This window comes from Kitasatospora sp. NPDC051705 (genome assembly GCF_044453265.1).
GTDB lineage: Bacteria > Actinomycetota > Actinomycetes > Streptomycetales > Streptomycetaceae > Kitasatospora.
The window spans coordinates 39,449-61,485 of the sequence record NZ_JBITCO010000034.1; the positions used below are offsets into that span (position 1 = coordinate 39,449).

Below are 22,037 nucleotides of genomic sequence, written 5' to 3' on the forward strand. Positions count from 1 at the left end.
CTGTGCAACGGCGGCGGCGCTTGTGCAACGGCGACGGCGCCGTTGCGGCAGGACGGCGGCGCCCGCACGCAACGGCGCGGCACGCCACGCGGGTACGGCGACGCCGCCCCCGGTCAGCCCCCGGCGGCCAGCGCCGCCACCCGCGCGTGCAGCGCCGGCAGGAACTCCCGCGCCTCGGGCTTCATCAGCACGCTGCGCAGCACCCCCGCCGTAGCGGCGTCGGCGAGCGCACCGCGGTGGCGGCGCGTGAAATCGGCGGCGTCCACCCGCAGCAGACTCAGGTAGACCGGATCGTCCTCCGCCGCCATGCCCCGGCGCAGCACCCGCTCGCTGGCGGCGTCCACACCCGACATCGACAACGGCCCGTCCGGGGTGGCGAAGTAGGTGACGATGTCCAGCTGCGGCTCCTGGTACGCCGTCAGCCTCCCGTCCGCACCGACCAGGCGCGACCAGTCCAGCGCGCTGCGCCGCGCACCGGCCAGCACCGCGCCCAGCCCGTCGGGCGTCAGCGGCAGCAGCTGCAGGGTCAGCCACAGCGCCGCGGCCGAGGCACCGGCGCGCGAGCACTCCAGACTGATCTCCCCCAGGTGCAGTTCGGCGTCGGTGAAGTAGGTGTACGGCGAGTCGTGGGCGAAGTGGCGCCCGATCCCCGGGTCCGCGAACAGCACCGCCCCGCACCCGTAGGGCTGCAGGCCGTGCTTGTGCGGGTCGACGGTCACCGAGTCGCAGCCCGCCACCGCCCGCCACGGCGCCGGGTCCAGCTCCAGCTCCGCCGCCAGCGCGTCGTCGGCGGCCAGCAGCGCGAAGAACCCGCCGTAGGCCGCGTCCACGTGCACCCGCACCCCGTACCGGCGGGCCAGCGCCAGCACCTCGTGCACCGGATCGACCGCACCCGCCCCGGTGGTCCCGGCGGTGACGACCACGGTGCCCACCCGCCCGGTGCGCAGCACCTCCTCCAACGCGTCCACGTCCATCCGCCCGGCCGCGTCGGCCGCCACCGCGTGGCCCGCCACCCCCAGCACGTGACACATCCGGCTGTGCGTGTAGTGGGCCTGCTCGCTGTAGGCCACCCCGAGCCCCGGATGGCTCTGGCGGGCCACGTACAGCGCCTCCAGGTTGGCGATGGTGCCGCTGCTGGTGAGGTGGCCCACGTGCCGGGGCAGGCCGAACATGGCGGCGAGCTGCTCCACGCACTCGCGTTCCATGTCGTTGGTGGCCGGCCCACCCTCGTAGGCGTGGTTGTTGGGGTTGAACCGCATCGCCGTCAGATAGCCCACGACCGCCGCCGGGTGCGGCGGCTTGACCATCTGCCCGGCGTAGCGCGGATGGAAGAACGGGTAGTTGTGCTCCAGGCGCTTGGCGAAGCGCTCGAACGCGACGGCGAAGTCCGCGTCCTCCACCTGGTGCGAGGGGTGCGGGCGGAAGGGCCCGAACCGCTCGCCCCACCGCTCGGCCACCTCGGCCGCCCTCGGCAGCCAGTACCGCAGGTCCACGCTCCGGCCCCTTCCCTTCGAGGGATCCTCCAGTGCTTCGCGAGCCACGGTGACCTGCGCCCGCAAGCCGGCCGCAACACCCGCAGCTCACCCGCACCCGCCCCGCCCCCGCCCGCACCCACCCCCCGTACCGGCCGGTAGGGCCAGCCCCTGCGCGGCCCGCCGCACACCCCCCACGCCTCAGCCGGACCCCAACCGCGCGCTAGGAACCGCTGCTGCAATCACCCCCTGGAAGACGGCGAAGACGGCCCCGGGGCGCCACCGGCCCGGACCGCACCCGCCCGGGCAGCGGGCGGACAGGCGAACGGGCCCCGGGCACCCGGCCGCCCCCCGGCAGCGAGCAGGAGGACACACCATGGTGACCAGACGCAGGATGATCGGCGCCGCCCTGGCGACCGGGGGAGGGGTCCTGCTCATGCGCACCACCGTGCGCCCGGCCGCCTCCGCCCAGACCGTCGCGGCCCGCACCCAGGACCAGGCCGACGCCCACACCCACGGCGCCACCCCCCAGGACGACCCCGGCCCCGACGCCGGACCGGCCCTCGCCCCCAAGTTCACCACCGCCATGCCCGTGCCCCCGCTGCTCACCCCGGTCTCCACCGCCGGCGGCACCGACACCTACACCATGACCATGCTGCGGGCCTCCGCCCGCATCCTGCCCGGCCTGCGCACCGACGTCCTCACCTACAACGGCTCCTTCCCCGGCCCCGTCATCCGCGCCCGCTCCGGACGCCCCGTCGTGGTGCGCCACACCAACCTCCTCGACGAGGGCGTCTCCGTCCACCTGCACGGCGCCCGGGTGCCCACCGACAGCGACGGCGACCCGATGAACCTCCTCGCCACCGGCCGCACCCGCACCTACACCTACCCCAACGACCAGGCCCACGCGAGCCTGTGGTTCCACGACCACGCCCACCACCTGGAGTCCGAACACGTCTACCGGGGCCTGGCCGGCTTCTACCTGCTCACCGACGAGACCGAACGCGCCCTGCCGCTGCCCTCCGGCCAGTACGACCTGCCCATCGCCCTGCGCGACGCCCGCTTCGACACCGACGGCAACCTCGTCTACCGCATGGACGACCCCTTCAACCGCACCACCATCCTCGCCAACGGCCGCCCCTGGCCCAAGGTCGACGTCGCCGCCCGCAAGTACCGCCTGCGCCTGCTCAACTCCTCCAACCTGCGCTTCTTCTCCCTGCGCCTGGCCGACGGCGGCCCCATCACCCAGATCGGCTCCGACGGCGGCCTGCTCGAACGCCCCCACCTGACCGACACCGTCGACCTGTCGCCCGGCGAACGCGCCGACGTCGTCATCGACTTCTCCCGCTACCCGGTGGGCAGCAGCATCGCCCTCACCAACACCCTGCCGCCCGGCCCCACCGAACACGTCGGCCAGGTCCTGCGCTTCGACATCACCCGCCCCGCCCACGACCCCAGCTCCGTCCCGGCCGTGCTGCGCACCCTGCCCGCCCTGCCGGCGCCCGCCCGCGAACGCACCGTGGTGCTGCAGGTCGACGAGGACGGGCGCGCCGAACCCCGCGGCCTGATCGACGGCAAGGTCTACGACCCGGCCCGCGTCGACGCCCGGGTGGCCCACGGCACCTCGGAGATCTGGACGGTCGTCAACGCCAACAAGGACGTCCCGCACAACTTCCACCTGCACCTGGTGCAGTTCCGCGTCCTGGCCCGCAACGGCGCCGCCCCCTCACCCGCGGAGGCCGGCCTCAAGGACACCGTGCGCCTGCTGCCCGGCGAGAGCGTGCGCCTGCAGGCCGTCTTCGACTCCTACCGCGGCCGCTACCCCTACCACTGCCACCTGCTCGACCACTCCGCGATGGGCATGATGGCCCAGATGGAGATCGCCTGACCCGGCCCCCGGCCCCCGGGCCCCGGCCGCCCGGGCCCCGGGCCGGCCCGCCCCCCGGGGCCCCGACCGCGCAACACGGCCGCGGCCCCGGCACCGACGTCGCCGCCTCAGGACACGTGGATCCCCTGACCCGGCGTCAGGATCCCCGCCGGATCCCACCGCCGCTTGGCCTCCACCACCCGCCCCCACAACCCGCCGTAGTGCCGCCGCCAGTCCGCCCCCGTCATCCCCGGCACCGCCCCGATCAGATACCGCTTCCCACCCAGCTCCACCGCCCGCTCGTACAACCGCCGGTTGCGCTCCAGCATCGCCCCCGTGTCCGCCCCCGGCCCCGGGAACGCCAACAGGTCGAAGTGCCAGCCCACCTCCTCCCGCGGCAACACCGCCAACGGCGCCCCCACCCGCGAACGCGCGTACGGGTAGAACAACAACAACCCCGCCCCCAGGTCCTGCGCCGACAGCACCCGCGCCGCCTCCTCCATGAACACCCGCGCCCGCGACGCCGGCAGGAACAGGCTCAGCCACGGCTTCGCCAGCCCCCACAACCCGGCCGCCCGCAGGTACCCCGCGAACGCGTCCACCCGGAACGCGTACTCCCGCCAGCTCTGCTCCACCACCTGCGTCTCACCCGCCACCGGACGCAGCCCCGCCAACAACGCCCCCGCATCCACCGGCCGCCCCGCGTCCGCGAACGCCACCAGCTCCGCCTTGTACCGCCACCGCGACCCGTCCGCGCTGCGCTGCACGTCACCCACCTGCAGGTCGAACCGCCCCTGCGCCATCACCCGCTCCTGGTCCGCCAGATACGCCCCCAGATCGTCGTAGAACAGCGAGAACACGTGCGCCCGCTCCCGCGCCGGCACCAGCCGCAGCTGCGCCCGCACGATGATCCCCACCTGCCCGCCACCGGCCAGCACCGCCTCGAACAGCTCCCGGTTCACCGCCCGCGAGGCCGTCACCAGCTCACCCGTGCCGGTCACCACGTCCACCGACTCCACCGTGTCCACCTGCAACCCGTACCGCTGCACCCCACCGCCGATCCCGCCCACGCTCAGCGTCCCCCCGACCGACAGGTGCAGGTAGTCCGTCAGACACGGCGGCATCCACCCCACCGCCAGCGCCGCGTCCGTCAGCTGCGCCCACGTCGCCCCGGCCTCCACCACGGCCCGCCCCGGGCCCACCGACACGATCCGCGACAGGCCGCGCGCGTCGACCGCGATCCCGCCGCGCGGGTTGGCCTGCCCGAAGCTGGAGTGCGACTCCAGCCCCGCCGCCCCGGCCGTCCCCGCGTCCCCGCTCTGCCCGTTGACCGCCACCGGGATCCCGTGACGGCGCGCGAACGCCACCACCCGCTGCACGTCGCGCACCGAGCCCGGCCGCAGCACCGCCCGCGGCCGCTGCGACACCAGGTGCCCGAAGTCCCCGGCGAACCGCTCCAGGCCCTCGCCGGACAGCGTCACCGACCCGTCCAGCACGGGCAGCCGCGCGACGTCGCCACCCTCCTCCACCGCCCAGGCCCCCCGGGCGGTGCTCCACCCGATCACCGCGGCCCCCGCACCCGCGAGCACCGCCCGCCGCGACAGTTGCGACCCGCTCATACCAGACTTCTCCGATCAGTCGTCAAATACGGATTGTTGTACCGCAATCACCCCGCAACCACCTACCACCCCGCCCGCCCCTGCGACCCCTGCCGCCCCTGCGGCCCGTGCCGCCCCTGCGGCCCGCACTGCTCCTGCGGCCCCTGCGGCCCCTGCCGCTCCTGCTGCTCCAGTGCGGCCAGCGCCTCCAGCGCCCGCCCCAGCACCTTCGCCCGGAACGGATGCCCCACCTCCAGCACCCCCGCCGCCGCCACCGCCTCCTCCAGCAGCGCCCGCCGCGCCGCCGGCCGCCCCGCCACCTGCGCCCACCCGCTCGCCTCCACCAACACGTGGGCGAGCTTGGAGCCGTACACCTGCGGGCTCACCCCGAACAGCACCCGGTACACCCACAGGCCCTCCCGCCCCCGCAGCACCCGCCCGTCGTGACTCAACAACCGCATCCGCGCCCTCAGCACCAGATCCCCGTGCACCGACACCCGCACAACCCCCTTCGTCCGCCCACCGCCCACCGCCTGCCGCCCGGGCGCAGCACGACACGCACGCACACCGGCCCCCCGTGGACGGGGTGGCCGGCGCGTGGCCGCAGGAGTGGATGCCGACGAGTCTGCGGCCGGCGCGCCCCCGGCGACAAGACACGATCCGCGTGCGCTGCGTCCTACCGAAACCCCCCGCGACCTGCCAGGATGGGACCCGGCACCCTCCCGCCGCCCCCGCACCGCACCGCACCGCCCTGCGCCGCCTCACCACCCTCCCGCGGCCGCCGGTTCGCTTGCGAGTGATCCGCGCACGTCCTTGCCGCGTAAAGAGGGTGAGGACATCCGAAGGCGATCGGAGCAGAGGAAAACCCGAGGGCCTGTAAAGCCGCTCGCCGAGAACTCGGTCAAGTCTCAGCGATTCGCCCGTGAGTGGACGAAGGTCACCGTCTGACTCGAAACCACGGGGCTTCGATGCGGAGTGGACGCTTCTTGCCCCTGGCGGGAGATTGCGCCGTCTGCGAGGCAGAGTCTCGTCTTACGTCGGCTCGGCGATCCGTTTCCTGTCTCCGGGCCGCTCCCGGCGACGCGCCGCCCTATCATCGCGGCAAGGTTGAGCGCGGCGTTCTCGTCCCGGTCGATGACCAGGCCGCAGCGCTCGCAGACGAACGTACGCACCCGAAGGGGCAGCTTGGATTTCACTGCCTGGCAGCCGGAGCACGTCTTGGAGCTGGGAAACCACCGGTCGGCCACTTCCAGCTGGCCGCCGTTCCATGCGGTCTTGTAGGAGAGCTGACGGCGGATCTCGCCGAACCCCGCGTCGGCCACCGCGCGGGCGAGCCTGTGGTTCTTGAGCATTCCGGCGACGTTGAGGTCTTCGACCACGATGGTGCCGTACTCGCGGGCCAACTCTGTGGTGAGCTTGTGGATCGCGTCCCGTCGTAGTGCGGCTACGCGGTGGTGGACCCGGTTGCGAGCGTCGTTGGCCTTGAGCCAGCGTTTGGAGGGCCGCTGGCCGGCAATGCGGTCGGGTCCGACGCGGCGGGCGACGGTGCGGGACAACCGGGCGAGCTTCCTGCAGGCGGCGTCGTAGTGCTTGGGATTCTCCATCGCGGGGCGGCCGTCGGAGAAGACGGCCAGGGTCCTGATTCCGAGGTCCACTCCGACCACCGCACCCGGACGGGACGGCTGATGGTTGCCCCGCTCGACCTCGACCGTGAAGGAAACGTGCCAGCGACCCGCGTACAGGCGCACCGTCGCGGACTTGAGCCTGGCGGTTCCGTTCGCGATGCGGCGATGCAGCTTGCGGGTGTTCTCGTGCGTCCTGAGGGTGCCGAGCACTGGCAGCGTGACGTGCCTGCGGTCGTCCTCCAGACGTATGGCTCCGGTCGTGAACCGGCAGGACTTCGCCGCCTTGTGCTTGGACTTGAAGTGAGGGAAACCCATCACAGGGCCTCTGCGTTTGCCCCTTCTCGAGTCGGACCAGTTCCTCAGGCCGGTGGCGAGCTGCTCCAGACCAGTGGCATACGCCTCCTTTGAGCACTCACGCCACCACGGTGCGGCGTCGTCCTTGGCCAGATTCCACGCCTTGCGCATCGAGTACATCGACCAGCCGAAGACCGGTGTCAGATCGTCCCCGGCGAGGCCGTATGACCGCTCTGCCTCTCGCTGGGAGAGGTTCGCCTTCACCTGCGCCAGGGCCCAGTTGAACGCCACGCGGGCCGCTCCGCAGTGCCGCAGAAGTTCGTGTGCCTGGCGCGGTGTCGGGTCGAGGGCGAATCGGTAGGCATGGGTGACGATCACGCGGCGCCCTCGCGGACGGCAGCTGCTGCCGTCCGCGAGGAGCGGCCGAGCGCGGTCCGCTTCCCGTACGGGCAGCCGCACACCGAGGTGAGCGTGTCGGTGATGTGGTTGCGGGTCGGGGCTCCGGCCGACTCGTTCTGATCGGGGACTGCGAGGCGTCGGCCCGTCACCTCCGGCACCACCGGGAGGTGTGCGGTGTCGAGCCTGACGAGAGACGGTCACGACGTTTCACGAGAACGACGATAGTGGCAGGGAGTCGACGACCATGACAGACCATCAGGCAGGGCGACCCTTGATGAACCGTCGGCTGCTGAGATCCCCCGCTCCGGCTGTGGCGGTTCGAATCCGCCCTCGCCCACCGCGCGTTCACCACCTCGCGCCGCCGCGTCCGCACCGCCGCGTCCGCGCCCCCTGGTGCCCGGGGCGCGCGGGGTGCTGGCTAGCCTGGTCGCATGTTCGTACTGGAGCTGACGTACACCGCCCCGCTGGAGCGCATCGACGCCGTCCTGCCGCAGCACGTGCAGTGGCTGCACGCGCACTACGAGGCGGGCACCTTCCTTGCCTCGGGCCGCAAGGTGCCGCGCGAGGGCGGGGTGATCATCGCCCTGGGCGAGGACCGCGCCGCGATCGAGGAACTCACCCGCACCGACCCGTTCTCCCGCGAGGGCCTGGTCGCGTACACCGTCACCGAGTTCCTCGCCACCACCACCGCCCCCGCCCTGGACGCCTTCCGCCAGCAGCTGCCGGCCTGACACCCGGGCCGCACCACCCGGGCCGCACGGCCCGGCACGCACGGCCCCGCACGGCCCCGCGCGGGTACGGACGGCCCCGCACGGGCCCTGCGGGGCTGCGTCCGCATGCCCGTCGACGCGCCGTCCGCGTCCCGTTCGCGTCCCGTTCGTGTCCCCGTCCCGCCCGCCGGGTACGGGGCACGGTCGCGTTCTGGCTACGATCGGTGAGCACGGGGCAAGGACGCGACCGGGAAGTTGGCGGGAGAAGACGGATGGCACACGCACGGGCCGGGCAGCCGGCGCAGCCGGAGGACCTGGTGGATGTGGCGCGGCTGGTGACGGCGTACTACGCGCTGCACCCCGACCCGCAGGAGGCCGCCCAGCGGGTGGCGTTCGGCACCTCCGGGCACCGCGGCTCCTCGCTGGACGCCGCGTTCAACGAGGACCACATCGCCGCGACCACGCAGGCGATCTGCGAGTACCGCACCCAACAGGGCATCGCCGGGCCGCTGTTCCTGGGCGCCGACACCCACGCTCTGTCCGAGCCGGCCAAGGTCACCGCGGTGGAGGTGCTGGCCGCCAACGGCGTGCACGTCCTGCTGGACGCCGCCGACGGCTACACGCCCACCCCCGCGGTCTCGCACGCGATCCTGGCCCACAACCGCCGCAGCCCCAAGGCGCTGGCCGACGGCATCGTGGTGACCCCCTCGCACAACCCGCCGCGCGACGGCGGCTTCAAGTACAACCCGCCCAGCGGCGGGCCGGCCGGCTCCGAGGCCACCGGCTGGATCCAGGACCGCGCCAACGAGCTGATCCGCGAGGGCCTGCGCGGCGTCAAGCGCGTCCCCTACGCGCGGGCGCTGGCCGCCGCGACCACCGGGCGCCACGACTTCCTGGGCACCTACGTCGAGGACCTGCCCGCCGTGCTGGACCTGGACGCGGTGCGCGCCGCGGGCCTGCGCATCGGCGCCGACCCGCTCGGCGGTGCCTCGGTGGACTACTGGGCGCGCATCGCCGAAACCCACCGCCTGGACCTCACCGTCGTCAACCCGGTCACCGACCCGACCTGGCGGTTCATGACGCTGGACTGGGACGGCAAGATCCGCATGGACTGCTCCTCGCCCGCCGCGATGGCCTCCCTCATCGGGCGCCGCGCCGAGTACGCCATCGCCACCGGCAACGACGCCGACGCCGACCGCCACGGCATCGTCACCCCCGACGGCGGCCTGATGAACCCCAACCACTACCTCGCGGTCGCCGTCGACTACCTCTACCGCCACCGCCAGGACTGGCCCGCCGACGCGGCCGTCGGCAAGACCCTGGTCTCCTCCTCGATGCTCGACCGCGTCGCCACCGACCTCAAGCGCGACCTGCTGGAGGTGCCGGTCGGCTTCAAGTGGTTCGTCGACGGCCTCCTGGAGGGCTCCATCGCCTTCGGCGGCGAGGAGTCGGCCGGCGCCTCCTTCCTGCGCCGCGACGGCGGCGTGTGGACCACCGACAAGGACGGCATCCTGCTGGCCCTGCTCGCCTCCGAGATCACCGCCGTCACCGGCGCCACCCCCAGCGCCTACTACCGCGAGCTGACCGCCCGCCACGGCGCCCCCTCCTACGCCCGCGTCGACGCCCCCGCCGACCGCGAGCAGAAGGCCCGCCTGGCCCGGCTGTCCCCGGAGCGCGTCAGCGCCGGCGAACTCGCCGGCGAGGCGATCACCGCCGTCCTGGCCGACGCCCCCGGCAACGGCGCGCCCATCGGCGGCATCAAGGTCTGCACCGACAACGCCTGGTTCGCGGCCCGCCCCTCCGGCACCGAGGACGTCTACAAGATCTACGCCGAGTCCTTCCTCGGCGACGACCACCTCGCCCGCGTCCAGGACGAGGCCCGCACCCTGGTCGGCGAGGTCCTCGGCGCCTGACCCGCACCGCGCGTTCCCCGCGGCGCACCGCGTCTCCTGCACCGCACCGCGCACCGCTTACCGCCCGTGCCCCGGACCGGACCCCCGGCCCGGGGCACGGGCGCACCCGGGCCCGTACGCCGGCCCCGGCCCCGGCCCCTACGCCGCTGCCGCGCCCGCCTCCGCCGGCGCCCCCGCCGCCGCGTCCCGCGTGGTCGCCGCCGCGACCCCCGCCGCCACCAGCGCCAGCCCCGCCGCCGCCAACGGGAACCACCGCCCGCCCAGCACCGCGATCGCCCAACTGCCCGCCACACCCCCGGCCGCCGTCCCCAGGTACAGCGCACTGCTGTTCAACGAGATCAGCAGCGGCGCACTGCCCGGATCGATCGACGCCAACCGGTGCGGCAGCGCCACCGACACCGCCCACCCCGCCAACGGCACCACCACCGCGTACACCAGCGCCCCCGGCATGCTGCGCCCCAGCCACGGCAGGGCCGCGAACGTCGCCGCGGCCGCCGCCGAGCCGGCCAGCAGCACGCGGCGCACCCCGACCCGGTCCACCAGGCGCCCGCCCAGCCAGCTGCCCGCCACCGACATCACGCCCGCGGTCAGCAGCACCAGGCTCAGCCGCCCCGCGTCGCCGCCGGTGGCGCCCGCCACGGCGGTGGACAGGTAGATGTAGACGCACTGGAAGGCCAGGAAGAACACCAGGGTGGTGGCCGCGGCCCCGAGCACCCGGGGCCGGCCGAGCGGCGCCAGACGGTCGCGCAGCCCCACCGCGGCGCTCGGTGCGGGCAGCTCGCGCAGCAGCAGCGCGATCCCGGCCAGCGCGGCCGCGCCCAGGGCGGTGACCAGCCACATCGTCAGCCGCCAGTCGGTGCGCCCCACCCAGGTGCCCAGCGGCACGCCCAGCGCGGTGGCCACCGTCATCCCGCCCAGGACGGTCGCCAGCGCCCGTCCGCGCCGTTCGGGGGCGACCAGGGCGGTGGCCACGGCGTTGGCGGTGGGCGTGTACAGCGCGGCACCGGCCGCGGCCAACACCCGGGTGGCCAGGAGCAGGTCGTAGGTGGGGGCGAGCGCGCTGAGGGCGTTGGCCGCGCCGAACACGGTGAGTCCGGTCAGCAGCAGGCGCCGGCGCGGCCAGCGGGCGGTGAGTGTGGCCAGGACCGGGGCGAGCAGGGCGTAGCCGAGGGCGAAGACGGTGACCAGCTGGCCGGCGGCGGGCACCGACACGCCGAGGTCGGCGGCCACCGGGGCGAGGATGCCGGCCACCACCATCGAGTCGGTGCCGACGGCGAAGGTGCCGAGGGCGAGCAGGAGCAGGCGTACGGGCACGGAAGGAACTCCCCGGATCGTTTGATCACCATGCAACAGTTTGATGCTCGTCAAACAATCAGGGACGGGTGGATGATTGTCAAACCATCGCCACCCGCCGGCCACCGCCCGCCACCGCCCCGTGAGGACCACCGCCATGCCCGACGACGAGCGGCTGCCCCAGCCCGACACCGCCGACATCGACCTCGTCACGGTCCTGCACGCCCTCGGCGACCCCGTCCGCATGACCCTGCTGCTCAGCTACGCCGACGGCGCCGAACACTCCTGCGCCCCCCGCGACCTCGGCCTCGAACACCTCCACAAGTCGACCGTCTCCCACCACATGCGCGTCCTGCGCGAAGCCGGCGTCACCACCACCCGCGTCGCCGGGCGCAACCGCTTCGTCAGCCTGCGCCGCACCGACCTCGACACCCGCTTCCCAGGCCTCCTCGACGCCCTCCTCGCCGCCACCCCGCGCGCCTGAGCGCGCCACCCGCCTGAGCGCGCCGCCGGCCTGAGCGCGCCGCCCGCCCGAGCGCGCCGTCCGACGCCGCCTCGGCCCCGGCCGGCCGCCGCCCTGGCAGGATGGCGCCATGGAACACGTGCTGGGCATCGGCGGCTACTTCCTGCGCGCCGCAGACCCCTCCGCCCTCAACGCCTGGTACCGCGACTGCCTGGGTCTGGACACCGACGAACACGGCCTGTGGCACCAGGAGGCGGGCCCCACCGTGCTGGCCACCTTCGACGCGGGCACCGACTACTTCGGCTCCCGCGCCCAGCAGACCATGCTCAACTTCCGCGTCCGCGACCTCGACGCCATGCTCGCCCAACTGCGCGCCAAGGGCGCCGACGTCGCCGACGACATCCAGGACATGGACGGCATCGGCCGCTTCGCCTGGGTCACCGACCCCGAGGGCAACCGCATCGAACTCTGGCAACCCGCCTGACCACCCCCGCAGCCGCATCGAGGCGCGCACGCCGGGCCGCGCCGGAGCGGCGATCGCCCTGCGACGCCGATCGCCATCGCGAGCGGGCTCCCGCCCCCGGGGGCCGCTTCCGTAACTGTGGCAGCCTGCGGGCATGTCGGAGCTTCGAGAGCACGCAGGCCGTCACTACGCCGTCCGGTTCCACTACGCCCTGCCGGACGACGCCTGGTGCGTGGAACTGAGCGAGGCCGTGCCCGCGCCGGCCTTGTGGGCCGGGATCCCCGGCGCCGAGACCCACCTGCCCGGGGCCGCCTTCCTGGTGGCCGTCATACCCGACGAGGATCCCTACCTGGAGCCGACGGTCCACGTGCACGGCCATGACGAGCACGTCATCCCGTACGAGGTCATGCGCTGGTTCATGGACCTGGTCGCCGAGCAGGTGGCCCGCTGCCGCACCGCACTGACGCAAGGCACTCCCGACCCGGTGCAATGATCCCGGCGTGACCGGCGTGACCGGCGTGACCGGCGTGACCGGCGTGACCGGTCTGACTGGTGCGACCGGCGACGGCGGGGTCCGGGCCCGCGCCGAGCACGTCCCTCCCCGGCCTCCTCCCGGCCGGGGAGTGCGCCCCGGCAGCCGGCCGGCCGTGCACTGATCCCCTGGAAGGCCGATGACGGACGGCTCCAGGGCGGCGGGGGAGCGGGAAGTCGGCGGGGCCGACTTCCCGTGCCGCAGGTGTCGGCGGGCGGCTGGGCATCGAGCGAGTGGTGGTCCTGCCGGACCGGCAGCGGCCCCGGCCCCGGGGGAGTCGCCGGGTGAGGGGGCGTCAGGCCTGCTTCTCGGCCAGGGTGTGGGCGACCAGGGCGTTGGCGTGGCCGTGGCCGAGGCCGTGCTCGGACTTGAGCCAGGCGACGAGCTCCATGTGCTTGGTGAGCGGGGAGGTGCGGACGAGGTCCTGCCAGTAGGCGATCGGCCGGCCGTACTTCTTCTCGATCGAGGGGAAGTAGCTGGCGGGGCCCTTCACGGTGTTGGTCATGATCAGATGGTCCCATCGGTGTCGAGCGAGAAGATCTCCGCGGTGGCGGCGTTCCACAGATAGGACCGGGACACCGACCGGAACTCATCGCCCCCGCGGTGTGGCCTGAGTCACACCCGACCGGAGTCCGTACGGCCGGCCCCGGCGGCCTTGACCTCAAGGGCGCTTGATCTCCTACGGTCGGGTACGTGATCTTCACCGAGACAGAACGCGCCTACCTCACCGCCCAGCCACTGGCCCGCCTGGCCACCACCGGCCCCGACGGCGGCCCCCAGGTCCGCCCGGTGGGCTTCCGCCTCAACGCCGACGGAACCATCGACATCGGCGGGCCCGCGATGGCCCGCAGCCGCAAGTACCGCAACGCCCAGGCCCGCCCCGAAGTCTCCGTCCTGGTGGACGACCTCGCCCCCGCCGACGACCCGGTCGCGCCCGGCTGGGGCCGCGGCGTCGAGATCCGGGGCCACGCCGAGACCCTCACCGTCGACGTGCCCCCCGTGGCACCCGACCACTTCAGCCACGACATCCTGCGCATCCACCCTCGACGGGTCATCACCTGGAACCTTCAGGCCCGCGGCAGCACCACCCGCACCGTCGACTGACCCGCGCGAGGACCGCGCGAGGACCGCCCCTTCAAGGCCTCGTCCCCGCACCGGCGCCGTCCGTCCGCACCGCTGCGTAGGGTGCGGGGCATGACCGGGGCCTTCGACATCCACACCCGCCTGCCCGCAGCGCTGACCGACCGCGCCCAGACCGGGCGGTTCATCGCCGACTTCGCGGCCTCCTGGCACCAGCCCCTGCGGCCAGGGGACGGCTGGAGCGCCGAGCAGCTCGCGGCCTGCGAGCACCGCCTGGGCCTGGCCCTGCCGGCCGCCCTGCGCGAGACGTACCTGCTCCTGGGCCGGCGCAGCGACCTCACCGCCAACCACGACACACTGCTGCGCCCCGACGAGCTGCACGTCCTCGCCCCGGCACCGTGATCCGCACGGACCTCGCCGACACGACGCGCGAGCGGTGGGAGCCCTGGGAGCCGAGCCTGACCGTGGCCTGCATCGCCATGGTGATGACCGAGACGGTGCTGTTCGACGGCGGCTTCACCGACTTCCTGGAGGCCGACGCCGAGGAGACCGGCCTGACGCAGCGGTTCCGGGAACTCCCGGCCGTGGGACGCGGCGCGCGCTGGTTCGCCGACGACGACGTCCTGATCCGCGCACTCGACGGCCACGGCCTCAACGCCCGAGCCCGAACGCAGCCAGCTCTGGAACGGCTGCGCACCGCGGTGCCCGGAGACCGGCTCGACGGGTGATCACGCTGCCCAGGGCCCCTCGGGAGTGGGAAGTCGACGGGGCCGACTTCCCGTGTCGCGTCGGCCGCGCCCCGGCCCGGCCGCCCGTCACCCGTTCGAGTCGTAGCGGCTGCGCCGCGCATCCGGGCTTTGTAGCGTCGGGCCCGTGAAGATCATTGCGAGCGTACGCGCGGCCGGTACCGCCGCCCTCGTCGGCGCGGTCCTGACGGCCGGCACCGGGACCGCGGTGGCCACCGGCGCCGTCGCGGCCACCTCGGTGCCCTTCTACGCCCAACAGCTCAACAACGACTGCGAGGCGACGGCCCTGCGCATGGTCCTGGCCGCACGCGGCGTGAAGACCGAAGACCAGGACGTCCTGGACAAGATCGGCGTCGACCGGGACCACCCCGAGTTCGGGCACTCCGGCCCGCGCTCCGGCGACCCGAACGTGGCCTTCGTCGGCGACCCGGACGGCTCCGAGGTCGACGGGACCGGCTTCGGCGTGTACGCCCCGCCGGTGGCGAACGCCGCCCGCGCCTACGGGCTCACCGTGGACCAGTCCGGTTCGGGCATCGCGGTCCAGACGCTCAAGGACGCCCTGGCGGCCGGGCACCCCGCCATCGTCTGGGTCGACTACCTGTGGCGCCACCTCAGGTCGACCACCTACACCGCCTACGACGACGTCAAGGTCCTGTACGCCGGACCGGCCGAACACGCCGTCGTCGTCACCGGGTTCGGCAACGGGACGGTGTCGATCAACGACCCCGCCCGCGGCCGCACGACCGTCTCCGAGCGGGACTTCGAGAACGGCTACGCCACCTACGGCCGGATGGCCGTCGTCGTCGACTGACGAACGGCCCGGACTCCGGCCCGGAAACCCGGTTGACCTGTGGTGAATGACGAGGGCGTGATCTCCGAGGAACGCGCCGTCGAGCTCGTCGAGTCGCTGTTGGCCGACGAGCGGCCGACATGGGCGGGGCCGCTCTCCGAGCCGGTCGTCTGCGAGATGGAGGAGCACGCGGTCGGCTGGCTCGTCCTCTGGAACTCGGCCCAGTACGCGCGCACCCGCGATCCGCGCGACAGCCTGGCCGGCAGCGGCCCCTACCTGGTGGACCGGCACGACGGCAGCATCCACCACGTCCCGGCCACCGCGATGGGCGGGGGCTGGGAGGAGCTCTACCTCCGGCAGCTCCGAGGGGCAACGCCGTCCGACCCGCTGGTCATCGCTCTCCAGGAGCTCCTGCGTTCCTCCGGACCGACAGCGGCCATGCGCCACCTCCGCCGCCAGGCACCGCTACTCGGACTGCAGGACGTCCGGGCGTTCGTGCCGGCGGTGTCGCGCGGGGTGCCGCCTTCGGACGCGCTGGTGCGCCTCACGTGGCAGCGTGAGGCCGGCTCGCTCCCGGACATCGAGACCCTCACCGGCCCGGCCGGTTGACGACCGCGGCGGGATGACAGCGCTTGCCGTGCGTCGATCGCGCGTGTCCCCGGTCGAGGCCGTGGCCGCACGGGCGGCATGACGACCGCCCGAAAGGTCCGTGCCGCGTAACCGGCCCGGACGGATCCGGGCCGGCCTCCCGCGCCGGCACCGTGAGCAGAACACCAGGACCGCCATCGACGGGCTGTCCCCGCGAGTTCCGAAAGGTCGTCGCCTACCTCGACGGCCGGCTCCATCGCCGCTCACTACCGCCACCGGCAACACCATGAAGCACAAGGCGGGGAGCGGGAAGTCGGCGGGGCCGACTTCCCCTGCGGGCAGGGGGACGCAAACAGCGGGGCCGAACGCCGCTGCTGTGCGAGCTCCTACCGTTCTGCCGACGGAAGGACGGGGGAGCAGGAGCGGCCCGCGTCCAGGGCCCGGCCGCAGCGCGAGCACCAGTCGAAGAGGGCGGTGGTGAGTGCGGGGACTGCGGCCCGCAGGGCGGATTCGGCTCGGTCGAGACCCGCGCCGTCCCGTGCGAAGCAGCGCACGATCCAGGTGTCACGGAGTGTCCGCGGCGTCCACCAGCTGTAGAGCTCCAGGTGGAAGGCCCACCTGCCGTCGAACCACCACGTGTCGGCGGGGCCGGTCGCCTCCGGTACGCGAGGTGGCAGGTGTTCCTCGGCGACGCGCGGGGCCACTCCGAGGCCGGTGGTGGTCCGCAGGACGAGGTGCGGCCACCGGTACACGCTCGCCAACAGGGCGTCGGCCTCCAGCCGCTGCTCGACGCTGCTGTTGAGCACCCTGTGCGCCGACCCCGGCACCGGTATCGCGGTGCGGCCGTCCGCGAGGACGTCCACCCGGACGGTCCCGGGGCCGTCGAGGATTCCGGGGAAGGCCCAGCCGTGGGACGTCCAGTGGGCGGACGGAACCCCGTCCAGACCGTACTCGTCGGGGTTGCCGCCCCGCGCTGAGTAGAACAGGCCGCCGTAGCGTTCCTCGAACCGGACCATCGCGTCCACGATCGAGGTCTCCGCGGGATGTTCGAAGCCGGCGTCGTCGACGGTCGTCGTCTCCTGCCTGATCCGGTCGGCAGACATCGGCGTATGCCGCCGTGCACGTGGCTCGAGGAAGCTGCGGAGCCGGGGCGACACAGTGGGGTCGTCAAGAATGTGTATGCCGCACAGGGTACGCCGCCCACGCCCAGTGAGTCCGTGGAATCGGCCGTCCAGGAGTGGGAAGTCGGCGAGGACGACTTCCCACGTCGAGCACCGGGAGTTGTTCGGGCTACGCGTCGAACTCGCCCGCGCGGACGGCGGAAACGAAGGACTGCCAGGCGGAGGAGTGGAAGAGGAGGGCGGGGCCCTCGGGGTCCTTGGAGTCCCGGACGGGCATCACGCCGGGGAAGCCGTCGGCGACTTCGATGCACTGGCCGCCGCCACTGCTGTGCGAGCTCTTCCTCCAGCAGGCGCCAGTCAGTTCGACATCCATTCGAGCTTCCTCCGTACCGAGCGGATCATGGCGAGTGAGTCGGCCTGGTTCATGGCCTCGACCACAAGCCGATCGTAGCTCCTGTCCAACTCCCTGGTCAGCGGAGAATTCCGCTCGATGTATCCACGGTGCTCAGTTTCCAGATATGTAAGCATTTTTTGATTCGGCATGGTAAGAAGCGTCACTGGACGAATGAACGGCCGGTTCTCGCCCAAGGAGAACGGGGCGATCTGGATGACGACGTTCGGCCGGGCGGCATACTCTGCGAGGTGGTTCAGCTGCTCCACCATGACCTCCTGGCCGCCGATGACGCGGCTGAGGCAGCTCTCGTCGAGTACCGCGTGCAGGAACGGTGGTGGTGTGCGGTCGAGGATCTGTTGCCGGGATACTCGGAACTGCACGCGTTCCTCGGCCTGTTCCGGAGTTGTGCTGCCTTGCCGCACATATCCGGCCTCGATTGCGGCCGCATAGGCTCGGGTCTGTAGAAGTCCGGGGATGACGCTGATCTCGAAGAGCTTGATCTGCTCCGCGCGCGTCTCGTAGTTGGCGTACTCCGGAAAGCCCTCCAACAACGCCGTGTGCTTGAGCTGCCAGTACATCAGGACCAGCGTGCCGCCGGTCTTCAGCTCCTGGTCGGCGAGTTCCGCCAGCTTCAGGCTCGGCGGCCGCTGCGCAAGTTCGACGTAGGAGAGGTGGGAGGCGGTGCAGTCCACCTTCTTCGACAGCTGGAGCTGGGTGAGCCCAGCGGCCTCTCGCGACCTGCGGAGTTGGACTCCGAAGGCAGCCCACGGGGATGACGTCGGGTCGATGGTCTTCTTGTTCATGGCAACCCCCAACTCGCGGCCGGCCCACCGGCAAGTCGCATTTCACTTCCGATGCTAGGCGACCCAGGGCCACCATGTGCACGAAACGTGAAAGAACGATCGCGGAGGGTTCCGTCCTCATGGCTCATGACCAAGCGCCCGAGCTCCACGGCTACGGGGTCCGGTGGGACCCCGAGGGGCGGTGCTACCGGGTGCGCAACGAGCGGGTGGGGGAGTGGCTGCGCCAACCCTCCGGGGAGCTCAGCGGGTTCACGTCCTTCGACGCGGCGTTCAGCGCGTGGCGGCAGTTCGAGCCGCCGCGCCCCCTGGGGGCGTGATGGGATCCGCCCTGAACCGCGTGACCGCCGACCAGCGCCGCCAGGCCGCCGACGCCCTGGACGACCTGACCACCGTGCTCGCCCTGGGCGGGGTGACGCTGCCCTCCGTCGAGGTGGACTGGGAGTACGGGCACCGCACCGGCTGCTACCTGATCGGCCTCGGATCCGCCCGGGCGCCCGAGGTGCTGCGCATCGTCGACCTGCTCCGCAAGGGGCTGCGCTACGAGCGCCTGACGTATGACGACTGACGATCTCCTCGCCCTGAGGAAGGACCCCTGATACGCGATCCCCGTTGCTGACCGTGCCGGACGAGTGGGAGGGCACTACGGTGGCGGGGCAGGGCGGTGATGCGGTCGGTGGTGACGGTGCCGCCGTCGAGAACGAGGACGAGGACGGGGACGCGCGAGGACGAAACGGCACACGGGCGGCCCGGCGAGAAGGCCACCTGCGACGTGATCGGGCCCCCACCGCGTTAGACAGACATGCACCGCACAACCACGAAGAGCCCGGAGCCGGGCGGCGAACCGCTCGACTTCCGGGAGTTCGCCGCGGCACGGGGGCGCCACCTGGTCAGGACCGCCTTCCTGCTCACCGGCGGCGACGCACACCTCGCCGAGGACCTCGCCCAGGAGGCCCTCGGCAAGCTGTACGGCAAATGGCGCCGCATAGCGCGCCTGGACAACCCCGCCGGGTACGCCCAGACCGTCCTGGTGAACGCCTTCCTCTCCCACCGCCGCCGGCGCAGCAGCGCCGAGCACGTGACCGACACCTTCGCCGAAGCCGCCGTCAGCGACCCCGACCCCGCCCTGCGGGTCACCCTGCTGCGCGCGCTGGGCGAACTGCCCGCCCACGACCGGGCGGTCCTGGTCCTGCGCTTCTGGGAGGACCGCAGCGTCGAGGAGACCGCCGCGGCGCTGCGCATCAGCGTCAGCGCCGTGCGCTCGCGCAGCGCCCGGGCCCTGACCAGGCTGCGCGCCGTCCTGGGCGCCGAGCTGGACGACCTCGCCCGCTCCTGAGCACCCACCTGCTCCCGAGCGCCCGCTCCCGAGCACCCGCCCGCTCCTGACGAGCGGACCCCCGGGCCCGGACCGTCCGCCCGGGCACCCACCACCGACGAGGAAGCGGAGTACCGGCATGTCCCTTGACGCGCACGACGAACAGCTCGCCCGGATCCTCCGGGACGCGGCCGACCTGGCTCCGGACCCGCCCGGCGCGCTGCTGGCCGACGGCGCCGAGCGGCGCTGGCGCCGGGCCCGGCGCCGGAAGGCGGCGCTGGCCGGCAGCGCGGGCGTGGTGGCGCTGGCCGCCGTGGCCGCGGTGGCGCTGCGGCCCTGGGCGGCGCCGACCGACATCGCCCCCGCCGCGCCCGCCGGCGGCTGGCCCGAGCGGATCACCGCCGCGTTCATGGCGGACACCCTCACCGCGGTGCTGCCGCCCGGCCAGGTCACCGCCGCGGGCGGCAGCGGAAGCAACGACGGGCCGGTGCCGGGGCTGGCGCCGACGGCGCACCTGATCTACGACGACGGTCACGGCGCCGGGATGGTGACCCTGTCCGTGAACCGGGCCACCCTGCCGATCCGCGCCTCGACGTGGGGCACCGAGTGCCCCGACCCGGTCGAGGCGCCGACCGAGGCGTGCGAGCGGACGGTGCGCCCGGACGGCTCGATCGTGGTGGTCGCCAAGCTGAAGCCCGTCGAACCGATGAAGGTGCGCAAGTGGCAGGCGACCTACACCGGTGCGGACGGCCGGCAGGTGCAGATCTGGGAGGTCAACTCGACCAGCTTCGGTCCGCCGCTGAGCCGTGAGGAGCCGCCGCTGAGCGCCGACCAGCTCGTCGCGGCCGCCACCAGCAGCGCCTGGGACCCGCTCTTCGCCCAGCCCGGCAGCCCCGGCACGAGCCCGGCCGGCGCCGCCCAGGGCCGGACGCCGGAGCCCCAGGGCCCCGAACCGGAGCGCATCCTCGCCACCGTGGCGGGCGCGCTGCCGGCCGGCACGCGCACCGACAGCGGCGCGGCGCAGCACGTCCCGGGCCGGGCGCACGTCTCGGTCACGCTGGAGGGGCGCACCAGCATGCTGTCCGTCTCCGTGACGCCGGGCCCGGACACGGACGGCGGCGGGCGCGCGGGCTTCGAGGCGGATGCCGAGCCGGGGGCGCTGTCGCACACCGCCGACGGGTCGAGCGTGCTGGTGCGCGAGAGCGGTGCGACGAAGTCGGGCGGCGGGCCGACGGTGCTGTGGAGCGTGGAGGTGCGGCAGGCCGACGGGACGCGGGTGCGGGTGTCGCAGTGGAACGGCGCCGACGAGACCCAGATGACGCCCGGAAAACCGGCCCTGACGACCGATCAGCTCAAGGCCGTCGCCACCGCCCCCGGCTGGCGGCACTGAGGGCGCCGCGCCGGGCCCACCCGGGCCCGGCCGCGCGCCGGTGGACCGACCGTGCGCCGGCGACGGTGAACCGGGCCCCGGGCGGGGGGTGAACCCGCCCGCGCGGTGGGCACGTTCGCAGGAGAGGGGCGCGCAACGCGCCGCCGAACGGAAGGCCGAAGGAGCCACACCATGGGCATAGCACGTCGTGACCTTCTCAGGTGGAGCGCGGGAGTCGGCGGTGCGGCGGCCGTCGCCGGCCTCGGCGGCCTGGCCCTGCCCTCCACCGCCTGGGCCGGCGCCCGGACCACCCCGCGCGGGATGCCGACCGACAGCTGGATGCGCTACATCAAGGACGGCGTGCCCCTGCGCAGCCTCACGATCCCGGGCACCCACGACTCCTGCTGCGAGAACCCCAACTACGGCACCGAGTGGTCGCACACCCAGAACTGGGGCATCACCCAGCAGTTGCAGGAGGGCATCCGCTTCCTCGACATCCGCTGCAACGGCCTGCAGGGCGCGCCCAACGAGCTCGGGATCTACCACTCCAACGCCTACCAGTACATCCGGCTCCAGGACGTGCTCAACCAGTGCCGCTCCTTCCTGCAGGCGCACCCGTCCGAGACCGTCGTGATGCGGCTGAAGAACGAGAACGCCGGCGGCCAGGCGCTCGACGAGGTCGAGTTCCGCCGGCGGGTCAACTACTACTTCAACGAACTGGGCTTCCGCAGCCTGTTCCACTTCTACGGCTGGCCCACGATCGACGCCGCCCGCGGGAAGGTCGTGCTGCTCGCCGACTTCGCCAACGACTGGGGCCTGATCAACTGGTCCAGCAGTCAGAACAGTTACTTCGACACCCAGGACGTCTGGCAGATCGACGAGACCTTCCCGCTGGTCAAGAAGGGGAAGTACATCGTCGCCCAGTTCGACAAGGCCTTCCTGAACCCGGGCTCCTCGCAGATGTTCGTCAACTTCATCAGCTTCGCCAACGGCAACTGGCCCAAGAGCAACGCGCAGACCCTGATGGACCAGACCGTCTACCCGTACCTGAAGGCCCGCACCGAGCAGCGGGCCCGGTTCGGCATCGTCCCGATGGACTTCCCGGACTTCCACGTCAACGTGCTGCACATGCTGATCGACAAGAACTTCGTCTAGCACGCGCCGGCCCCCGGCGGGCCCGGCGGTGGTCCCCTCCGGGGGAGGGG

At 73.1% G+C, this 22,037-nt stretch carries 26 protein-coding genes; 16 read left to right on the forward strand and 10 right to left on the reverse strand.

Annotated features, from left to right (window positions below; genetic code table 11):
- Nucleotides 1-113 precede the first annotated feature (113 nt).
- Nucleotides 114-1,493 (reverse strand): pyridoxal phosphate-dependent decarboxylase family protein, encoded by a 1,380-nt coding sequence (locus tag ACIA8Q_RS30085; protein WP_396317994.1) that lies wholly within the window; start codon nt 1,491-1,493, stop codon nt 114-116.
- A gap of 355 nt (nt 1,494-1,848) precedes the next feature.
- On the opposite strand from ACIA8Q_RS30085, the gene ACIA8Q_RS30090 reads away from it, so the two are divergent.
- Nucleotides 1,849-3,360: a multicopper oxidase family protein gene (locus tag ACIA8Q_RS30090; RefSeq protein WP_360206789.1), complete on the forward strand. Its 1,512-nt coding sequence runs from the start codon at nt 1,849-1,851 to the stop codon at nt 3,358-3,360.
- Between the two features lie 107 nt (nt 3,361-3,467).
- Here ACIA8Q_RS30090 and ACIA8Q_RS30095 read toward each other — a convergent pair whose 3' ends face one another.
- The 4 genes from ACIA8Q_RS30095 to ACIA8Q_RS30110 all read right to left on the reverse strand — a co-directional run bounded on the left by ACIA8Q_RS30095 (nt 3,468) and on the right by ACIA8Q_RS30110 (nt 7,404).
- A complete protein-coding gene (locus ACIA8Q_RS30095) occupies nt 3,468-4,958 on the reverse strand; it encodes an FAD-binding protein (RefSeq protein ID WP_360206792.1) in 1,491 nt (496 codons plus the stop codon).
- A gap of 62 nt (nt 4,959-5,020) precedes the next feature.
- Nucleotides 5,021-5,398: a hypothetical protein gene (locus ACIA8Q_RS30100; protein WP_396317995.1), complete on the reverse strand. Its 378-nt coding sequence runs from the start codon at nt 5,396-5,398 to the stop codon at nt 5,021-5,023.
- Nucleotides 5,399-5,845: 447 nt separating this feature from the next.
- Nucleotides 5,846-7,234, reverse strand: coding sequence for an IS607 family element RNA-guided endonuclease TnpB (tnpB, locus tag ACIA8Q_RS30105; protein WP_360206798.1), 1,389 nt, complete (start codon nt 7,232-7,234; stop codon nt 5,846-5,848).
- Nucleotides 7,231-7,404, reverse strand: coding sequence for a hypothetical protein (locus tag ACIA8Q_RS30110; protein WP_360206801.1), 174 nt, complete (start codon nt 7,402-7,404; stop codon nt 7,231-7,233). The genes tnpB and ACIA8Q_RS30110 overlap by 4 nt, the downstream gene beginning before the upstream one ends.
- A gap of 282 nt (nt 7,405-7,686) precedes the next feature.
- Here ACIA8Q_RS30110 and ACIA8Q_RS30115 point away from each other — a divergent pair, with 282 nt between their 5' ends.
- Nucleotides 7,687-7,986, forward strand: coding sequence for a YciI family protein (locus ACIA8Q_RS30115; RefSeq protein WP_360206804.1), 300 nt, complete (start codon nt 7,687-7,689; stop codon nt 7,984-7,986).
- 251 nt (nt 7,987-8,237) lie between these two features.
- Nucleotides 8,238-9,878, forward strand: coding sequence for a phosphoglucomutase (alpha-D-glucose-1,6-bisphosphate-dependent) (gene pgm, locus ACIA8Q_RS30120; RefSeq protein WP_360206806.1), 1,641 nt, complete (start codon nt 8,238-8,240; stop codon nt 9,876-9,878).
- Nucleotides 9,879-10,016: 138 nt separating this feature from the next.
- Here the strand turns inward: pgm and ACIA8Q_RS30125 are convergent, their stop codons facing one another.
- Nucleotides 10,017-11,192, reverse strand: a complete 1,176-nt coding sequence (locus tag ACIA8Q_RS30125; RefSeq protein ID WP_396317996.1) for an MFS transporter — start codon at nt 11,190-11,192, stop codon at nt 10,017-10,019.
- A gap of 136 nt (nt 11,193-11,328) precedes the next feature.
- Between ACIA8Q_RS30125 and ACIA8Q_RS30130 the strand changes: the two genes are divergently transcribed.
- The 3 genes from ACIA8Q_RS30130 (at nt 11,329) to ACIA8Q_RS30140 (ending at nt 12,590) form a co-directional block, all read left to right on the forward strand.
- Nucleotides 11,329-11,655: a transcriptional regulator gene (locus tag ACIA8Q_RS30130; RefSeq protein ID WP_360206812.1), complete on the forward strand. Its 327-nt coding sequence runs from the start codon at nt 11,329-11,331 to the stop codon at nt 11,653-11,655.
- A gap of 109 nt (nt 11,656-11,764) precedes the next feature.
- On the forward strand, nt 11,765-12,118 hold the full coding sequence (locus ACIA8Q_RS30135) for a VOC family protein (protein WP_360206814.1): 354 nt from the start codon (nt 11,765-11,767) through the stop codon (nt 12,116-12,118).
- Nucleotides 12,119-12,251: 133 nt separating this feature from the next.
- Complete coding sequence (locus tag ACIA8Q_RS30140) at nt 12,252-12,590, forward strand: hypothetical protein (RefSeq protein ID WP_396317997.1); 339 nt, start codon at nt 12,252-12,254, stop codon at nt 12,588-12,590.
- A 334-nt stretch (nt 12,591-12,924) separates the two neighbouring features.
- Here the strand turns inward: ACIA8Q_RS30140 and ACIA8Q_RS30145 are convergent, their stop codons facing one another.
- Complete coding sequence (locus ACIA8Q_RS30145) at nt 12,925-13,134, reverse strand: DUF4287 domain-containing protein (RefSeq protein ID WP_360206819.1); 210 nt, start codon at nt 13,132-13,134, stop codon at nt 12,925-12,927.
- Between the two features lie 188 nt (nt 13,135-13,322).
- Between ACIA8Q_RS30145 and ACIA8Q_RS30150 the strand changes: the two genes are divergently transcribed.
- From ACIA8Q_RS30150 to ACIA8Q_RS30170, 5 genes are all read left to right on the forward strand, one after another.
- Nucleotides 13,323-13,733 carry a PPOX class F420-dependent oxidoreductase gene (locus tag ACIA8Q_RS30150; protein WP_360206822.1) on the forward strand — a complete coding sequence of 137 codons (411 nt, stop codon included), beginning with the start codon at nt 13,323-13,325 and terminating at the stop codon, nt 13,731-13,733.
- A 90-nt stretch (nt 13,734-13,823) separates the two neighbouring features.
- Nucleotides 13,824-14,111, forward strand: coding sequence for a hypothetical protein (locus ACIA8Q_RS30155; RefSeq protein WP_360206825.1), 288 nt, complete (start codon nt 13,824-13,826; stop codon nt 14,109-14,111).
- Nucleotides 14,108-14,437, forward strand: a complete 330-nt coding sequence (locus tag ACIA8Q_RS30160) for a hypothetical protein (RefSeq protein WP_396317998.1) — start codon at nt 14,108-14,110, stop codon at nt 14,435-14,437. Before ACIA8Q_RS30155 ends, ACIA8Q_RS30160 begins: the two co-directional genes overlap by 4 nt.
- Before the next feature lie 145 nt (nt 14,438-14,582).
- Nucleotides 14,583-15,266 carry a C39 family peptidase gene (locus ACIA8Q_RS30165; protein ID WP_396317999.1) on the forward strand — a complete coding sequence of 228 codons (684 nt, stop codon included), beginning with the start codon at nt 14,583-14,585 and terminating at the stop codon, nt 15,264-15,266.
- 57 nt (nt 15,267-15,323) lie between these two features.
- Nucleotides 15,324-15,854, forward strand: a complete 531-nt coding sequence (locus ACIA8Q_RS30170; RefSeq protein WP_396318000.1) for a YrhB domain-containing protein — start codon at nt 15,324-15,326, stop codon at nt 15,852-15,854.
- 365 nt (nt 15,855-16,219) lie between these two features.
- On the opposite strand, the gene ACIA8Q_RS30175 is transcribed toward ACIA8Q_RS30170, so the two are convergent.
- From ACIA8Q_RS30175 to ACIA8Q_RS30185, 3 genes are all read right to left on the reverse strand, one after another.
- The gene (locus tag ACIA8Q_RS30175; protein ID WP_396318001.1) at nt 16,220-16,936 is read right to left on the reverse strand and encodes a hypothetical protein; all 717 of its coding nucleotides are present in this window, start codon (nt 16,934-16,936) and stop codon (nt 16,220-16,222) included.
- A gap of 187 nt (nt 16,937-17,123) precedes the next feature.
- Nucleotides 17,124-17,327: a DUF397 domain-containing protein gene (locus ACIA8Q_RS30180; protein ID WP_396318002.1), complete on the reverse strand. Its 204-nt coding sequence runs from the start codon at nt 17,325-17,327 to the stop codon at nt 17,124-17,126.
- A complete protein-coding gene (locus ACIA8Q_RS30185) occupies nt 17,312-18,151 on the reverse strand; it encodes a helix-turn-helix transcriptional regulator (protein WP_360206840.1) in 840 nt (279 codons plus the stop codon). The genes ACIA8Q_RS30180 and ACIA8Q_RS30185 overlap by 16 nt, the downstream gene beginning before the upstream one ends.
- Nucleotides 18,152-18,270: 119 nt before the next feature.
- On the opposite strand from ACIA8Q_RS30185, the gene ACIA8Q_RS30190 reads away from it, so the two are divergent.
- The 5 genes from ACIA8Q_RS30190 (at nt 18,271) to ACIA8Q_RS30210 (ending at nt 21,987) form a co-directional block, all read left to right on the forward strand.
- Entirely contained in the window at nt 18,271-18,468 is a 198-nt protein-coding gene (locus tag ACIA8Q_RS30190; protein ID WP_360206842.1) for a hypothetical protein, read from the forward strand.
- 20 nt (nt 18,469-18,488) lie between these two features.
- Nucleotides 18,489-18,716: a hypothetical protein gene (locus ACIA8Q_RS30195; RefSeq protein WP_360206845.1), complete on the forward strand. Its 228-nt coding sequence runs from the start codon at nt 18,489-18,491 to the stop codon at nt 18,714-18,716.
- A 234-nt stretch (nt 18,717-18,950) separates the two neighbouring features.
- Complete coding sequence (locus tag ACIA8Q_RS30200; protein ID WP_360206848.1) at nt 18,951-19,484, forward strand: SigE family RNA polymerase sigma factor; 534 nt, start codon at nt 18,951-18,953, stop codon at nt 19,482-19,484.
- A gap of 118 nt (nt 19,485-19,602) precedes the next feature.
- Nucleotides 19,603-20,853, forward strand: coding sequence for a hypothetical protein (locus ACIA8Q_RS30205; protein WP_360206851.1), 1,251 nt, complete (start codon nt 19,603-19,605; stop codon nt 20,851-20,853).
- 171 nt (nt 20,854-21,024) lie between these two features.
- On the forward strand, nt 21,025-21,987 hold the full coding sequence (locus ACIA8Q_RS30210; RefSeq protein ID WP_360206854.1) for a phosphatidylinositol-specific phospholipase C: 963 nt from the start codon (nt 21,025-21,027) through the stop codon (nt 21,985-21,987).
- The last annotated feature ends 50 nt before the right edge of the window (nt 21,988-22,037 follow it).

What these genes read in the sequence shown, in the direction of transcription:
- ACIA8Q_RS30090 (WP_360206789.1), top strand. Translation starts at nt 1,849, where the DNA reads ATGGTGACCAGACGCAGGATGATCGGCGCCGCCCTGGCGACCGGGGGA.
- ACIA8Q_RS30095 (WP_360206792.1), bottom strand. Translation starts at nt 4,958, where the DNA reads ATGAGCGGGTCGCAACTGTCGCGGCGGGCGGTGCTCGCGGGTGCGGGG.
- ACIA8Q_RS30100 (WP_396317995.1), bottom strand. Translation starts at nt 5,398, where the DNA reads ATGCGGTTGTTGAGTCACGACGGGCGGGTGCTGCGGGGGCGGGAGGGC.
- ACIA8Q_RS30115 (WP_360206804.1), top strand. Translation starts at nt 7,687, where the DNA reads ATGTTCGTACTGGAGCTGACGTACACCGCCCCGCTGGAGCGCATCGAC.
- pgm (WP_360206806.1), top strand. Translation starts at nt 8,238, where the DNA reads ATGGCACACGCACGGGCCGGGCAGCCGGCGCAGCCGGAGGACCTGGTG.
- ACIA8Q_RS30130 (WP_360206812.1), top strand. Translation starts at nt 11,329, where the DNA reads ATGCCCGACGACGAGCGGCTGCCCCAGCCCGACACCGCCGACATCGAC.
- ACIA8Q_RS30135 (WP_360206814.1), top strand. Translation starts at nt 11,765, where the DNA reads ATGGAACACGTGCTGGGCATCGGCGGCTACTTCCTGCGCGCCGCAGAC.
- ACIA8Q_RS30140 (WP_396317997.1), top strand. Translation starts at nt 12,252, where the DNA reads ATGTCGGAGCTTCGAGAGCACGCAGGCCGTCACTACGCCGTCCGGTTC.
- ACIA8Q_RS30145 (WP_360206819.1), bottom strand. Translation starts at nt 13,134, where the DNA reads ATGACCAACACCGTGAAGGGCCCCGCCAGCTACTTCCCCTCGATCGAG.
- ACIA8Q_RS30155 (WP_360206825.1), top strand. Translation starts at nt 13,824, where the DNA reads ATGACCGGGGCCTTCGACATCCACACCCGCCTGCCCGCAGCGCTGACC.
- ACIA8Q_RS30175 (WP_396318001.1), bottom strand. Translation starts at nt 16,936, where the DNA reads ATGTCTGCCGACCGGATCAGGCAGGAGACGACGACCGTCGACGACGCC.
- ACIA8Q_RS30180 (WP_396318002.1), bottom strand. Translation starts at nt 17,327, where the DNA reads ATGGATGTCGAACTGACTGGCGCCTGCTGGAGGAAGAGCTCGCACAGC.
- ACIA8Q_RS30185 (WP_360206840.1), bottom strand. Translation starts at nt 18,151, where the DNA reads ATGAACAAGAAGACCATCGACCCGACGTCATCCCCGTGGGCTGCCTTC.
- ACIA8Q_RS30190 (WP_360206842.1), top strand. Translation starts at nt 18,271, where the DNA reads ATGGCTCATGACCAAGCGCCCGAGCTCCACGGCTACGGGGTCCGGTGG.
- ACIA8Q_RS30200 (WP_360206848.1), top strand. Translation starts at nt 18,951, where the DNA reads ATGCACCGCACAACCACGAAGAGCCCGGAGCCGGGCGGCGAACCGCTC.
- ACIA8Q_RS30205 (WP_360206851.1), top strand. Translation starts at nt 19,603, where the DNA reads ATGTCCCTTGACGCGCACGACGAACAGCTCGCCCGGATCCTCCGGGAC.
- ACIA8Q_RS30210 (WP_360206854.1), top strand. Translation starts at nt 21,025, where the DNA reads ATGGGCATAGCACGTCGTGACCTTCTCAGGTGGAGCGCGGGAGTCGGC.